This window comes from Negativicoccus succinicivorans (assembly GCF_014207605.1).
Taxonomy (GTDB): domain Bacteria; phylum Bacillota; class Negativicutes; order Veillonellales; family Negativicoccaceae; genus Negativicoccus; species Negativicoccus succinicivorans.
In genome coordinates, this window is sequence record NZ_JACHHI010000001.1 from 38526 (window position 1) to 52484 (window position 13959).

General features: G+C 49.1%; 16 protein-coding genes. All 16 read left to right on the forward strand.

Annotated elements, in window-relative coordinates; translation table 11 throughout:
* Window positions 1-65 precede the first annotated feature (65 nt).
* On the forward strand, window positions 66-287 hold the full coding sequence (locus HNR45_RS00265; protein ID WP_159822118.1) for a hypothetical protein: 222 nt from the start codon (window positions 66-68) through the stop codon (window positions 285-287).
* 149 nt (window positions 288-436) lie between these two features.
* Complete coding sequence (locus tag HNR45_RS00270; RefSeq protein ID WP_159822116.1) at window positions 437-604, forward strand: hypothetical protein; 168 nt, start codon at window positions 437-439, stop codon at window positions 602-604.
* Window positions 604-813, forward strand: a complete 210-nt coding sequence (locus tag HNR45_RS00275) for a hypothetical protein (protein ID WP_159822114.1) — start codon at window positions 604-606, stop codon at window positions 811-813. Before HNR45_RS00270 ends, HNR45_RS00275 begins: the two co-directional genes overlap by 1 nt.
* A gap of 196 nt (window positions 814-1009) precedes the next feature.
* Window positions 1010-1384: a hypothetical protein gene (locus HNR45_RS00280; RefSeq protein ID WP_159822112.1), complete on the forward strand. Its 375-nt coding sequence runs from the start codon at window positions 1010-1012 to the stop codon at window positions 1382-1384.
* 8 nt (window positions 1385-1392) lie between these two features.
* Window positions 1393-1626, forward strand: coding sequence for a hypothetical protein (locus HNR45_RS00285; RefSeq protein ID WP_159822110.1), 234 nt, complete (start codon window positions 1393-1395; stop codon window positions 1624-1626).
* A gap of 307 nt (window positions 1627-1933) precedes the next feature.
* Window positions 1934-2167, forward strand: a complete 234-nt coding sequence (locus HNR45_RS00290; RefSeq protein WP_159822108.1) for a hypothetical protein — start codon at window positions 1934-1936, stop codon at window positions 2165-2167.
* Window positions 2164-2433 carry a hypothetical protein gene (locus HNR45_RS00295; RefSeq protein ID WP_159822106.1) on the forward strand — a complete coding sequence of 90 codons (270 nt, stop codon included), beginning with the start codon at window positions 2164-2166 and terminating at the stop codon, window positions 2431-2433. The genes HNR45_RS00290 and HNR45_RS00295 overlap by 4 nt, the downstream gene beginning before the upstream one ends.
* Window positions 2434-2496: 63 nt before the next feature.
* Window positions 2497-2748, forward strand: coding sequence for a hypothetical protein (locus tag HNR45_RS00300; protein WP_159822104.1), 252 nt, complete (start codon window positions 2497-2499; stop codon window positions 2746-2748).
* 99 nt (window positions 2749-2847) lie between these two features.
* Window positions 2848-3321, forward strand: a complete 474-nt coding sequence (locus HNR45_RS00305; RefSeq protein WP_159822102.1) for a NanQ anomerase/TabA/YiaL family protein — start codon at window positions 2848-2850, stop codon at window positions 3319-3321.
* Window positions 3322-3442: 121 nt separating this feature from the next.
* Window positions 3443-4000, forward strand: coding sequence for a TetR/AcrR family transcriptional regulator (locus HNR45_RS00310; protein ID WP_159822100.1), 558 nt, complete (start codon window positions 3443-3445; stop codon window positions 3998-4000).
* A 5-nt stretch (window positions 4001-4005) separates the two neighbouring features.
* Complete coding sequence (locus HNR45_RS00315; protein ID WP_235020570.1) at window positions 4006-5196, forward strand: efflux RND transporter periplasmic adaptor subunit; 1191 nt, start codon at window positions 4006-4008, stop codon at window positions 5194-5196.
* 10 nt (window positions 5197-5206) lie between these two features.
* Window positions 5207-8329 (forward strand): multidrug efflux RND transporter permease subunit, encoded by a 3123-nt coding sequence (locus tag HNR45_RS00320; RefSeq protein ID WP_159822098.1) that lies wholly within the window; start codon window positions 5207-5209, stop codon window positions 8327-8329.
* A 102-nt stretch (window positions 8330-8431) separates the two neighbouring features.
* Window positions 8432-9355, forward strand: coding sequence for a manganese-dependent inorganic pyrophosphatase (locus tag HNR45_RS00325; RefSeq protein ID WP_159822096.1), 924 nt, complete (start codon window positions 8432-8434; stop codon window positions 9353-9355).
* A 39-nt stretch (window positions 9356-9394) separates the two neighbouring features.
* Window positions 9395-11596, forward strand: a complete 2202-nt coding sequence (pcrA, locus tag HNR45_RS00330; protein ID WP_159822094.1) for a DNA helicase PcrA — start codon at window positions 9395-9397, stop codon at window positions 11594-11596.
* A 3-nt stretch (window positions 11597-11599) separates the two neighbouring features.
* Window positions 11600-13612: an NAD-dependent DNA ligase LigA gene (gene ligA, locus HNR45_RS00335; protein WP_159822092.1), complete on the forward strand. Its 2013-nt coding sequence runs from the start codon at window positions 11600-11602 to the stop codon at window positions 13610-13612.
* A 61-nt stretch (window positions 13613-13673) separates the two neighbouring features.
* Window positions 13674-13958 carry an Asp-tRNA(Asn)/Glu-tRNA(Gln) amidotransferase subunit GatC gene (gene gatC, locus HNR45_RS00340; protein ID WP_024049166.1) on the forward strand — a complete coding sequence of 95 codons (285 nt, stop codon included), beginning with the start codon at window positions 13674-13676 and terminating at the stop codon, window positions 13956-13958.
* Window position 13959: the final 1 nt, after the last annotated feature.

Sequence of the window (13959 nt, forward strand, 5' to 3'; positions counted from 1 at the left end):
AAAACAGCATCCATTGTTACGGCGTGGATTAAAGATAAAAAGGCCGGGGAGGTAAGATTGACATCATGCTATGTGACGAAAAAGAAAGAATAGATTTATATGATTACATAGAGCTAGCGGATGGAAGAAAAGGCTATGTAGTTGAAAGTTGGGATGCGGGCAAAGCGTTTGATATAGAATTAGATGAGCAATACGGCGACAAAGATGATAACCGAATTGTTGTGGTAGGAATTGAAGCAGTAAAAAGAGTGTTGTGCAAGGTCTCGCAAAAGACCACATATGGATGAGATTGGAAAAATAATCAGCCACAATCGAGGAAAGATTATCACTTCGCATAGCCACCCGAACAGTAACCCACCTGCGGGCAGTGATTTGTTCTCGGTATTAGTGCACAGGCATTATAAAAGGTATGTGGTTACCATAGAAGGAGGTGTGTATGAATATAAAATTACTGGAGATCGAGCAAACGAATACTGTTTCTTTGATACAAAAGTTGCCGGATTTAATAATGAATAGATATAATACAAGTACTAAGGATGCCATTATTGAAATACTTGATCAATATGAAGAGTCAAGGTTAGTTAGCTGGAAGGAGGTAAAGTGATGGCTGAGTTTAGAGAGTTATCATGGAATCCTTTTGAAGGACTACCGCTCGTTTTTTTGGATAAACTGATCGAATATGGAGAGGAAAAAGGGGATCCTGAATGTTGTGCGTTTGTTGACGAAGTTTATGAAAAACTTGATTGGCGCAAATGCAAGATTCCCGATGTGTTGAAACCGTATCTCAAGGAAGAATACAAAGAGAGCGAATAAAGACCGCCGAGGCGTTATGCCGGGCGGTTTTTTGTTGGGCCGGAGGCAGTAAAAATGGATAATTTCCGTGTGATTTATCGAATATTGCGGTATATCGAGCGGAGTATGGATCGCAAAGTCCGCAGGAGAATAAAAAGATGCCCGCCTATTGATAGGCGGGTTATTCTTTGGCCGAAAAGGATCGTGGTAAACGGGCATGAAACGTGATGCAGGCGGAAAACAGTGCGTGTCGGTAAGTAACCCTAACGTTGAGCGGGTAAGGCGTTGGGAGAAAATGATGCACCATAATGCGTCTTTTAGCGAAGATGAACACCCACGCGACAAAAAGGGGCGATTCGCCGAAAGAGGGCTTGCCTTTGCTGATAACGCGAGTAGAATGAAATCAAGAGGACGTAAAGAGGTACGGCTGCCGCCGAAAGAGTATGCAAAAGTAATGCATGAACTCCATACAAATTTAACAAAAGAAGAACGAAACGAAAAGTATCTGGTGAAGCATATTGGTGATTATGCTTACGACATTGAAAATCATGGATTTAACGACTATCTTATTGTGAGGAAAAAGAGAATTTAGGTGCAGATATGGATAAAACGTTGCGACTAGTGCACTCAAAAATCAAAAGCTATGTAACGTTACGGCTGGTTCACCGATTGCAAGAAATTTGGGATAACCCTGAATTTTTGTTAATCGCCGTTGTACATTTGCAGACTGATGAACAGCGACAGAAATTATTAGACATTATCGAGAAAGAAAACTTGACGGATACCGATGAAATTACCAAAATAGCTTGGGATATTGAAGACGGTTACATATGATGATAAAACGTAACGATCCGACGCATTGGACTGATGAAGAGGTAACGAGACTTGTTAACTCAAAAATTCAGAGTTATACCACACTAGAGCTGGTTAATAAACTGAGAGAGATTTGGGATAATCCTCATTTCCCATTGCTTGCAGTTGTTACGCTAAAAACCGATGAGAAGCGCCAATGAGAAGCGCCAAAAGTTGTTGGACATCATCAAGAAAGAAAACTTGACGGATGTCGGTGAAATTATATACCTTGCATTAGATATCAGAGATGAGTTGATATAGAGTAATGTAAAGACTCGGAGAGGATATTATGGACAGAGTGGCACTGCTTGTTCGTTCAAAAGTCAAAAGCCATACCGCGGTGAAGCTGTTCAATAAGTTAAGCGACATTTGGGACGATTCGGAGTTTCTATTAGGAGCGTTAGTCATATTGAAAACCGATGCGGAACGACAAATGCTGCTTGACATCATTGAAAAAGAGAATATTACAGATCCCAGTGAGATTGTCGAATTAGAATTAGATATTGCAGATGGCGTGATATGATGATAAAAGGTAAAGATCCGATACGTTGGACTGATGAAGAGGTAACGAGACTTGTTAATTCAAAAATTCAGAGCCATACCACGCTAGAGCTGGTTAATAAACTGAGGGGGATTTGGGATAATCCGCACTTTGTGTTGAACGCAGTTGTCCTTTTGGGGACAGATGAAGAACGGCAAAAGCTGTTGGATATCATTAAGAGGGAAAAACTGACAGATCCGGATGACATTATATATGCCGTTTTAGATATTGAAGAAGGGTATATTTAAAGATGATGGCTCTAACAACTATGAATTTATCCGGGAGTGAAAAACAGGCAATGGGGGATTGCTATGGGCAATGAGGTGTATCATTGGCGAACAAAACAAGTGATCAGTTTGCACAACTTGAGCAAGACAGAACGAAAATTGGTGGATGTGCTGAGCTCGATATGGGATGATCCTTGCTTTTTAATGCTAGCGACACAATGCTTGGAAACTGATGAACAGCGGCAGAAGTTATTAGGCATTATTGAGAAAGAAAACTTAACGGATACCGATAAAATTACTGAATTAGCCTGGGATATTGAAGACGGTTACATATAATCAAAGTTATTACCGAAAGCACTCGCTTGAGTGCTTTTTTATTTGCGCAAACGACGGGCCAAGCTATAATGAAAGCAAGAGCATAAAGGGGGAATGTACATGTTTAGCGGCGAACTGAGTTTATTGCGGAAGTATCAGGATCATCTACATGAACGCGTTTATAAATATTTAGAGATGCTTCGCAATGCGAATTGGGATGAAATGACAGATGGACGGATGGAGCTGTATGACGGCGATTACATGAATATTGAAACGGGCAAGACGAAGGCTGTGGAAGAATGTCGCTGGGAAGCGCATCGCCGCCATCTTGATATCCAGTATGTAGTTAGCGGCGCGGAAAATGTGGAGTGGGCGCCGCTGCTTTTGGGAAAGGTAGAGGAAGACCGTCCGGATGATGATGTGTACTTCTATGCGGCGGAGTCGCTTGCCGCGGGCGCGATGATTCATCATCAAGCGGGACGTTTCAGTATTTTCACGCCGGAGGATTTGCATCGACCTTTGCTGGCGCCGCAAGACCCCGCCTCAATTCGTAAAGCGGTAGTTAAAGTAAGCTTGAAAAATTTACATAAATGAATGAAAAATTCGCAAATAGGCGGCTAATCATTAGCCGCTTATTTGATTGACATTGACTCATAAAGCTTGTTACAATAAACTGGTACTGAAAAAATAATTTAGTTTTCAAACAGAGGCAGCAATGAAAGACAAAATTTTAAAAACGGCAGAAAAAGTCATTACCCGACGCGGCACCAAGTTTACGATGGATGAGCTCGCCGCGGCGCTCAACATGAGCAAGCGCACATTGTATGAACAATTCGCTTCAAAGGAAGAGTTAATTGAGACGATTTTTTTGGTGCGCATGGATCGTTGGGAAGAATACCACCACAAATTAATGGAGGATGCGGAGATCCCGGTGGAACGGTTTTTGCATGATTATTTTATTCCGTCGTCCAAAGATTATACGATTGTAACCAGTGAACTGCTGGGCTTACTGTTACGCCATTATCCGAATGTCAAAGAAAAACTGCTTGCGCGTTCGGAAAATGAATGGGAGCGTTTGGAAGCCTATCTCACGCGACAAAAAGAAGCAGGGAATATTGAGACACCGGATATTCAGGTGTTGATTTTTATCTTACAATCGCTCATGGTGTTCGCGACGAGCAAGTATGTAGAAAATAATGATGCGAAACAATATATGAAATCTCTGGAAGACAGTATCGCAGTCGTACTTACCGGCATTTTGCCGAAGAAATGAGGAACATGATGAAACGTAAGCATATTTGGATGGCGCTCGGCGCGGTAGTGATCCTGGCGTTACTTTTTTGGGGTTATGGCGCATACCAGAAAAAAGCCGCCGGCGCGGCAGCGCGACAACAGCCGCCGGCGCTTGTGAATGCGTTCACCGCATTTCAGTCGGATACGCCGCTTTTGCAGCAATACAGCGGCCATGTGGAAGCCCAGCAAAAGGTGCCGGTACAGGCGCGCGTGACGGGCTATATTGTCGAAAAATATGTGCAGGGCGGTCAGAAGGTGACGGCAGGGCAGGCGCTCTACCGCATTGACGCGCGTCAATACCAATCATCACTGGCGGCGGCGCAGGCCAATACGGCGCAAGCTCGCGCGAACTATGAAAGCGCCGTGCAGGATCTGGAGCGGTACCGCACGTTGATTGCACAAGGCGCGATCTCCGATCAGCAATTTACGCGTCAACAGGCGCTGGTAGAACAATATCTCGCTGTGGTGGAAGCCAACGAAGCGCAGGCCTCTATTGCCGGTGATAACGTCGCCGATACGGTGGTACGCGCGCCGTTTAGCGGCACGCTCGGTGTCGATGATTTACCGGTGGGAAATTTTGTTGCGGCGGGGCAAACGCCGTTGGTGACGATTTCATCCACCGACCCGATTTTCGTTACCTTTGATCTGACGGAAGCGGAATATTTGAAAATGACGCAGCGGCAAAATTCGTCCGGCGCGTGGGGACAGGAGTTGAAATTGCAGCTCGCTGACGGTTCGCAGTACGGTGAGACCGGTCAGGTGGTTGTAATTGATCAAGACATGTCGGGCGGCGGCGGTCAATTCACCGTCAAAGCAAGCTTTACGAATCCGCAACAAATACTGCGTCAGGGTATGTTTGTACAGGTTATTTCCGACACGGAAATCGCGCGCAACAGTATTTTAATTCCGGCGCAAGCGGTACAACCTTTATTGGATAAGAAAATCGTGACCGTAGTGGACGCGGAACACAAAGTGTCGCAACGCCCGGTGGAAGTGGGCGCGACGTACGGTCCGTATGTCGTCATTACCTCCGGTATTGTCGCCGGTGACACGGTAGTGGTCGAAGGACAAGTGAAAGTACGCAACGGCCAGACGGTCCAAGTGAAAATGCTCTCGCGCGATGAAGTAGAACATCCGCAGACGAAACAGGCAGCTCCTGCTGCCGGCAAGCAGTAAGGAGGAAATTGTGGCAAGATTCTTTATTGATCGACCGATTTTTGCCATCGTTATCGCTTTGGTCATCTCGATCGTCGGCGGTCTGGCGATGTTCGGTCTGCCGGTGGATCGGTATCCGGTCATTGCGCCGCCGAAAGTACAGGTCAGCGCGATGTATCCCGGCGCGAGCTCCGAGGTGTTGAGCGAGTCGGTAGCGGAAGCGATTGAAAAGCAAATTATCGGCGTAGATAATTTTGACAGCATGGTGTCGTCAAGTTCGTCCATCGGTCTGTATTCGCTATCCGTTCAATTTGAAACGGGTACGGACGCTGACCTTGCTTCCGTTCAGGTGCAAAACCGAGTGGCGCAGGCGGAAGCCATGTTGCCGGATATCGTGCGGCAATTAGGCTTAAACATCAGAAAATCGACGAGCGATATGGCTTTGGTCATCAACTTGACCAGTCCGAACGGCACCTATGATCCGACGTTTCTAAAGAACTATTTCAGCTTGAACTACATGGATACGTTGAAATCGATCCCGGGGGTCGGCAATGTTCAGGAGTTCGGCTCCGATTATGCGATGCGCGTATGGCTAAATCCGGCGCGCATGGCGCAATATAAAATTAACGCGAGCGATATCGCCGCGGCCGTGCGAATGCAAAATCAGGAAGCGTCGGCCGGTTCTATCGGTTTAAATCCTTCGCCCGAAACCCAGCAGTTTCAATACCAGATTACGGTGGACGGGCGGTTGACGAATCCGCAGCAATTTGAAGAAATTGTACTCCGGTCGAACCCGGACGGCAGCGTGGTGCATTTGAAAGATGTGGCACGCGTCGAACTCGATGCCGCGGACTATAACTTTATCGCCCGCGCGGACGGGAAACCTACGGCCGGCATCGCCTTTTCGCTGACGAGTGACGCGAACGCGCTGGAAACGATTAATGCGATTAAGGCGGAACTGGCTAAAGCGCAGGAAACGTTCCCCGATGACATGACCTATAATATCGTCATCGACAATACCGATTTCGTTTCGGCCTCTTTGGAAGCCGTATTGCATACCTTCGTGGAGGCGTTGATTTTAGTATTGATCATCGTCTACTTGTTCTTGCAGAACTGGCATTCGACATTGATTCCGATGATCGCCGTGCCGGTATCGTTGTTGGGCACATTTGCCGCTTTTACCGTGTTAGGTTTTACGATCAATACGTTGACGCTTTTTGCGATGGTGCTTGCGATCGGTCTCGTTGTCGACGACGCGATCGTCGTCGTGGAAGCGGTCGAGTATGAAATGCGCTACAATCATAAATCGCCGCGGGAAGCAACGATTCTTGCGATGGAAAAAGTTCAGGGGCCGGTTATCGGCGTCGCGGTTGTTCTGATCGCGGTATTCGTACCGGTTGCTTTTATGGGCGGCATTATGGGCGTACTGTACAAGCAGTTCGCGTTGACGATTGCTGTTTCCGTAGGGATTTCCGCCTTTGTCGCGCTGACCTTGACGCCGGCGCTGTGCGCGATGTTGCTGACGGAAAATGACAATTTGAATAAAGAAACTTTCCATGATCGTTTTTTCCATGCGTTTAACGAGAAATTTGATCGACTCGTCGAATCGTACGGAAACGCGTTGGATAGTTTCGTACATAAACTCGGCGTGGCAATTTTAAGTCTGGCGGCAGTGACGATCGTTGGTCTGTTCTTCTTCATGCAAATGCCGCGCGCATTCGTGCCGAATGAAGATAACGGCTATTTCATTACTTCGATATCACTTCCCGAGGGGGCTACCTCGCAACGTGCCGACGCTGTCGTCCAAAAGTATATGAACTATATGATGCAACAGCCGGGCGTGGAACACGTTATGGGCGTTACCGGGTTTGATATATTGTCCGGTGGTTTGAAGCAAAACAGCGGTATAGCATTTGTCAAATTGAGACATTGGGATGAACGTACTACTCGTGAGCAGAGCGTTCAGGCGCTCGTCGGTAAAGCGTTCGGATTCGGCTTTCAAACGCCGGAAGCGAATGTGATCGCCATGAATCCGCCACCGGTTCCGGGCTTGGGGGCGACCGGCGGTTTTACGATGTACTTGCAAAATCGCAGCGGCGACAGTACGGAGAAAATGTTTGAAGTCGCGCAGCAATTTTTGGCCAAAGTCAATCAGCGACCCGAAATCGCTTCGGCATATACGACGTTCCGCATGGACACGCCGGCGTACCACTTTAATGTAGATCGCGATAAAGCGGCGCGCTCCGGCGTTAACGTTGCTGATATCAATACGGCGCTTTCCATGTTCTACGGCGGCACGCAGATTAACGATTTTTCCGCGTTTGGTAAGAGTTACAAAGTCATCGCTCAGGCGGATCAGGAATTCCGAATGTCGCCGAATGCCAATCGTGAATTGACGGTACGTAATCAGCAAGGCGAGATGCTGCCGTTGAGTTCGTTTATTACGCCGGAACAACGCGGGTCGGTCGCTATTTTGACTCGCTTTAACAATTTCCCGGCGATCAAAGTGGGCGGTAATGCGGCGAACGGCTACAGTTCCGGTCAAGCGCTCCAAGCGTTGCAGGAAGTAGCGACGGAAGTCTTGCCCTCCGGCTATGGGTTTGAATTTGCGGACCAGTCGGCACAGGAAATCAAAGCGGGCAACCAAATGCTGTACGTTATGTCGTTGGCACTGCTGTTCGTATTCCTTTCGCTGGCCGCTTTGTACGAAAGCTGGAAAATTCCGTTTTCCGTGCTTCTTTCGGTACCGGCCGGATTCTTGGGCGTGGCTTTCTTCGGCTGGCTCTTTAACATCAACAATGACATTTACTTCCAAATCGGTCTGCTGACGATTATCGGATTAGCCGCGAAAAACGCGATTTTGATCGTGGAATACGCCAAAATCCGTGTGGATCACGGTATGGATCACGTTAAAGCAGCCATCGAGGCTTCCAAAATTCGTTTGCGTCCGATCTTGATGACTTCATTGGCATTTATTTTGGGGTGCTTACCGTTGGCGCTTTCCACCGGCGCGGGCAGCGTTTCGCGCAGTGAAATGGGCACGACAGTCGTCTTCGGCATGTTGACGGCGACGGCGCTGGGAATCTTCATGATTCCGATGCTCTTCGTCGCGATTGAAAGCATCGGTAACGACAGCAAAAAAAGCAAGGAATAAGAAAAAGAGCCGGTCATTTGACGGGCTCTTTTTCTGAATGCCAACGTGCTTCATGGTATAATAAATAGCAGAATATTTTAATTCAAATGATGAGGTGACAAAATGGCAGAAATGATTTTAGTGTCGGGCCACAAGAGTCCGGATACGGATACGATCTGTTCCGCATTGGTTTGCGCTCACTGGTTACGGGCGCAGGGGAAAGAAGCCAAAGCGATTCGCGCCGGCGAAATCAATAAAGAAACGGCATTTGCATTGAACTACTTCGGCAGCGAAGCGCCGGAGCTGGTGACGCGGGTAGAAGCCGGTCAGTCGATGTATTTAGTCGATCACAATGAAAGCAAGCAAGCCGTAGACGGGATGCCTGACGCAGATGTGCAGGGATTGATTGACCACCATCGCCTCGGCGATTTCACGACGGATCAGCCGATTTTGATACGCATTGAACCGGTCGGCTGCACGGGGACGATTTTATATTCGCTCTATCAGCAGTGCGACATTGAAATTCCGCGACAAATGGCGGGCCTGATGCTGTCGGCGATTATTTCCGATACCCTGTTGTTCCGCTCGCCGACGTGCACGGAACGGGACCGCAAAGCCGTGCAAGAGCTGGCGCAAATCGCCGACGTCGATTATGAAAAATACGGCATGGACATGCTCAAAGCCGGTGCCGATCTTTCCGACAAAACGGCAGCGGAATTGGTCCTGACCGATAAAAAAGAATTTGACGGCAAAAAAGGAACATTCAGTATTGCTCAGCTTTCCGTCATGGATACGCAACCGATTTTGGCGCAACGCGACGAGCTTTTACGCTTGCTGGAAGAAGATCGCGCCGCCCATAATTATGAGGCATCCTTTTTGATGGTCACGGATATTTTAGAGGAATCGACGGATCTGCTGTACACCAGTCAGGTGGAAACCGCGATCGAAGCGGCGTTTCAGGTCAAAGGCAACGCGCAAACATTGCATTTGCCGGGCGTGATGTCGCGTAAAAAACAGGTCGCTCCGCCACTGCTGGGGGCATTATAAAAAGGTTGCTCCGGCAACCTTTTTTTCTTGGGAGAACGGATGACAGATTACTTTACTTCATTGAACGACAAGCAGCGCGAAGGCGTGCAAACGATTCAAGGCCCGGTTTTGATTTTGGCGGGCGCCGGTTCGGGCAAAACCAAAGCCTTAACCAGTCGCATTGCGTACATGCTGGAGCAGGGGATTTCGCCGCAGGAAATTTTGGCGATTACCTTTACCAATAAAGCGGCGAAGGAAATGAAAGAGCGCGTAAAAAAATTAGTGGGAGCGTCAGCGGATCATATGTGGATCAGCACTTTCCACTCGTTTGGCGCGCGTTTTTTACGGCGCGAAATCGATGTCATACCGCCGTATACGCGCCAATTCACGATCTATGATGCGCAAGACAGCCAACAGGTCGTCAAAGGCATTTTAAAAGAGATGAACCTCGACGATAAGCAGTTTGCGCCGAATGCGTTACAGGCGCGCATTTCCAATGCGAAAAATAATTTGCAAAACGCGCGGGCGGCGCAAGAAGCGGCGGACGATTTCTTTGCGGAAAAAGCCGCTGAAGTTTACGCTCGCTATGAAGCGATATTGCAAGCCAACAATGCGTTGGATTTCGATGATCTATTGCTACTGCCGGCGGTTATTTTGCAACGTCATGCGGATGTGCGTAAGGCGTATCAGAACCGCTTTCGTTATATTTTGATCGATGAGTATCAGGATACCAACCACGCACAATACGTTCTGACCCAAATGCTGGTCGGCCCCGAGCAAAATCTTTGCGTGGTCGGCGATGTGGACCAGAGTATTTACTCATGGCGCGGCGCCGATGTGCAGAATATTATTGATTTTCAACGGGATTATCCGCGGGCGAAAGTATTGAAACTCGAGCAGAATTATCGCTCGACGCAGACAATTTTGAATGCGGCTAATCATGTCATTGAAAATAATGAGCACCGCCCCAGCAAAAATCTTTGGACGGATCAGGCGGATGGCGAGCCGATTTACTACTACGAAGCGGTTTCCGAAACGGACGAAGCGCAGTTTTGCGCCGGTGAAATGCAGCGTCTGGTGAGTGAAACTCCCGCGAAATACGGCGATATGGCGGTGTTGTACCGCACCAATGCGCAGTCGCGCGCGATGGAAGAAGCGTTGGTACGACGCGGTATCGCCTATACCATTGTCGGGGGGACGCGCTTTTACGATCGCCAGGAAATCAAAGATGTGTTGGCGTATTTAAAAGTGTTGCAAAATCCGCGCGACGATGTCAGCGTGGAGCGCATTATCAATGTTCCAAAACGCGGTATCGGCACCACTACGGTAAGCCGCGTTAAGGACGCCGCGCGGCTACAGGGCGTGTCGCTGTTTGAAATGATTATGGCCGCGGACGGAATTGAGTCGTTAAATGCCGGTACGCGCAAAAAGCTGAGTGCTTTCAGTGTTTTGATGTTGGATTTGATGAATACGGCGACGACCGAAAGCGTCACTGATCTCTTGGAAGCAGTGCTGGCGCATACCGAATTGATTACCAGCCTCTTAAATGATACGGATCCGCGCGCGCAAAGCCGCGTCGAGAACATCGGCGAATTGGTGTCCGTTGCCAAAACTTACGAAGATGAAACGGAAGAGCCCACGTTACAAGGCTTTTTGGAACAGGTCGCGCTGGTAAATGACGTCGATACATTTGAAGAAAGTAGCGAAAAGGTTACCTTGATGACGTTGCACAGCGCCAAAGGTTTGGAATTTCCCATCGTCTTTTTGATCGGTATGGATGAAGGACTTTTCCCGCATGCGCGGACGCTTTTCGCGCCGGATGAACTGGAAGAAGAGCGGCGTTTATGCTACGTCGGGATCACGCGTGCGGAAAAAATTTTATATTTGACGCACGCCAGTTCCCGCACCGTGTTCGGCAGCACCAATCCGTACTTGGTGAGTCGTTTTGTCGGTGAAATCCCTGAAGATCTGATTGAAAAGAAAGAAAATAAAAACCGTATCCGTTGGGGACAGGCCGATCGGGCGAAACGAACCGGCCAACGTGTAGTCAGCAACGCTTCTGTCGGTGTCACCGCGCCGAAAGGCAAGGTTAACGCCCGCTATGACTGGCGGGTCGGCGATCGGGCGCGCCATACGAAGTGGGGGCTCGGTACGGTGGTGGAAGTGCGCGGTGAAGGCGAACGCATGCAATTAAAATTAGAATTTCCGGGCAGGCAGGTGCGCCTGGTAATGGTAAAATTCGCACCTTTAACAAAGGAGTAAGCCATGGTTGAGAAAACTGCCGCTGAACGCGCACGGGAATTGCGCGAAACGTTACAACACCACAGCTATTTATACTATGTGCTTGATCAGCCGGAAATCAGCGATTTTGAATTTGACAAATTGTATCGGGAATTGGTCGAATTGGAAACGGCGCATCCGGAATTGATTACGCCGGACTCACCGACACAACGCGTCGGGGCAGCACCGTCGGGGGCGTTTAGTAAAGTAACGCATCAGTTTCCCTTATACAGTTTGGCGAACGCATTCAACATTGGTGAGGTCGATGCGTTCGCTAAACGCATTCAGGAGCGTTTAGGCAGCGCCTCGCAAGTAGAATACGTCACCGAACTTAAAATTGACGGGCTGGCGATTAATCTGATTTATGAAAACGGCCATTTGACGCAGTGCGTGACGCGCGGTGACGGTGAAGTCGGTGAAGATGTTACCGCCAATGTAAAGACGATTCGCTCGTTACCGTTGTTTATAAAAAATGCGCCGGCGCGATTGGACATTCGCGGGGAAGTATATATGCCGCGCCAGGCGTTTGTCGAGCTCAATGAAGCTCGCGATGAAAATGGGGAAGCGCCGTTTGCCAACTGTCGCAACGCGGCCGCGGGTTCGCTGCGTCAGCTGGATCCGCGCGTGACCGCGGCGCGCAAACTGGATTTCTTTGCGTACGCCATCGGCAATGCGGAAGAAACCGGCATTACGTCACAACGTGAGTTATTGGAAACACTGCAGGAGTATCGTTTTTCCGTCAATCCGAACTATCATCTCTGGCATTCTGTGGAAGAGATCGGCGCGGAAATCGAGCGTTGGGAGACGGCGCGGCGAGATTTGGCGTACGATACCGACGGCTTGGTTATTAAGGTAAATGATTTCGCGCAGCAACTTGCTCTCGGGTACACGGCCAAAGCGCCGCGGTGGGCGATCGCGTACAAGTATCCGCCGGAAGAAGCGAAAACCAAAGTGACGGATATCATCGTGACGCTCGGACGCACCGGCGTGCTGACACCGTCGGCGGATTTGGAACCGGTGTCGCTCGCGGGTACGGTGGTACGCCGTGCGACTTTGCACAACGCGGACTACATTGCGGAAAAGGATATTCGCGTCGGGGACACGGTTTTGATTCACAAAGCGGGAGAAATCATTCCCGAGGTTATTCGCGTCATTACCGAGGACCGTGACGGCAGTGAATCGGCGTTTGTAATGCCGCACCAGTGTCCGGTATGCGGCAGTGAAGTGACACGTATTCCCGGAGAGGTGGCGTACCGCTGCCAAAATCCGAGCTGTCCGGGGATTCTGCGGGAAAAATTAATTCATTTTGCGTCTCGCCAGGCAATGAATATGGACGGAGTCGGCCCCAAAGTGATTGACTTGTTGTTGGAGCACGGCTTACTGCATGACGCGGCGGATTTATATACGTTGCGCGTGGAAGATCTCGTAGAGCTGCCCCGGTTCGGAAAAAAGCGCGCGGAAAACCTGGTGAACGCGATTGCCGAAACCAAGGAACGCGGACTGGCACGCTTACTGTTTGCACTCGGTATTCGCTATGTCGGCACGAAAGCGGCCCGTCTGCTGGCGGCCGCATATCCGACGTATGAAAAATTGCAAACGGCGACACCGCAGGAATTGGCGACGGTGGACGGCATCGGGGAAACGATTGCCGAGAGTTTATATACGTATTTACAAATGCCGCAATCCATTGCGTTTATTCATAAATTACAAGATCTCGGCGTAGTTACCGATGAAGAAGTAAGTGAACCGGCAGCGGACGGCATTTTTAGCGGTGAAAAAGTAGTTTTAACAGGAAAGCTGCCCCGCTTTAATCGCACGCAAGCAGCGGATCTGATTGTTGCGCAGGGCGGCGAGGTAGCAAGCTCCGTCAGCAGTAAAACAACCCTGGTTGTGGCGGGGGAAGATGCCGGCAGTAAACTGGCAAAAGCGGAGAAACTCGGCATTACCATTTGGACGGAAGACGATTTTGAAAATGCCGTGGCGAAAATCGAACCGTGATTTTACCCGCGATACCAATACCAGCTATGCTATAATAAAGCCATTATGAGGAGGGAATGCCATGGAATTAACAGCGGCAGAAATGGTTAAGGTGGCGCACCTTGCGCGTTTGGAATGGGATCCGAAACGGGCGGCGACACTGGGTCAGTCGTTGAATACGATTTTAACCTATATGGAAGAACTCAATGAATTGGACACATCAAATGTTCCGCCGACTGTACATGCGGTGGAATTAACCAATGTGTGGCGGGAAGATGTTCCGCAACCGTCTCTGGATCATGAAAAGGCTTTGCAGAACGCTCCGGAACGTGACGGACGTTATTTCAAAGTACCGAAACTTATGTAGG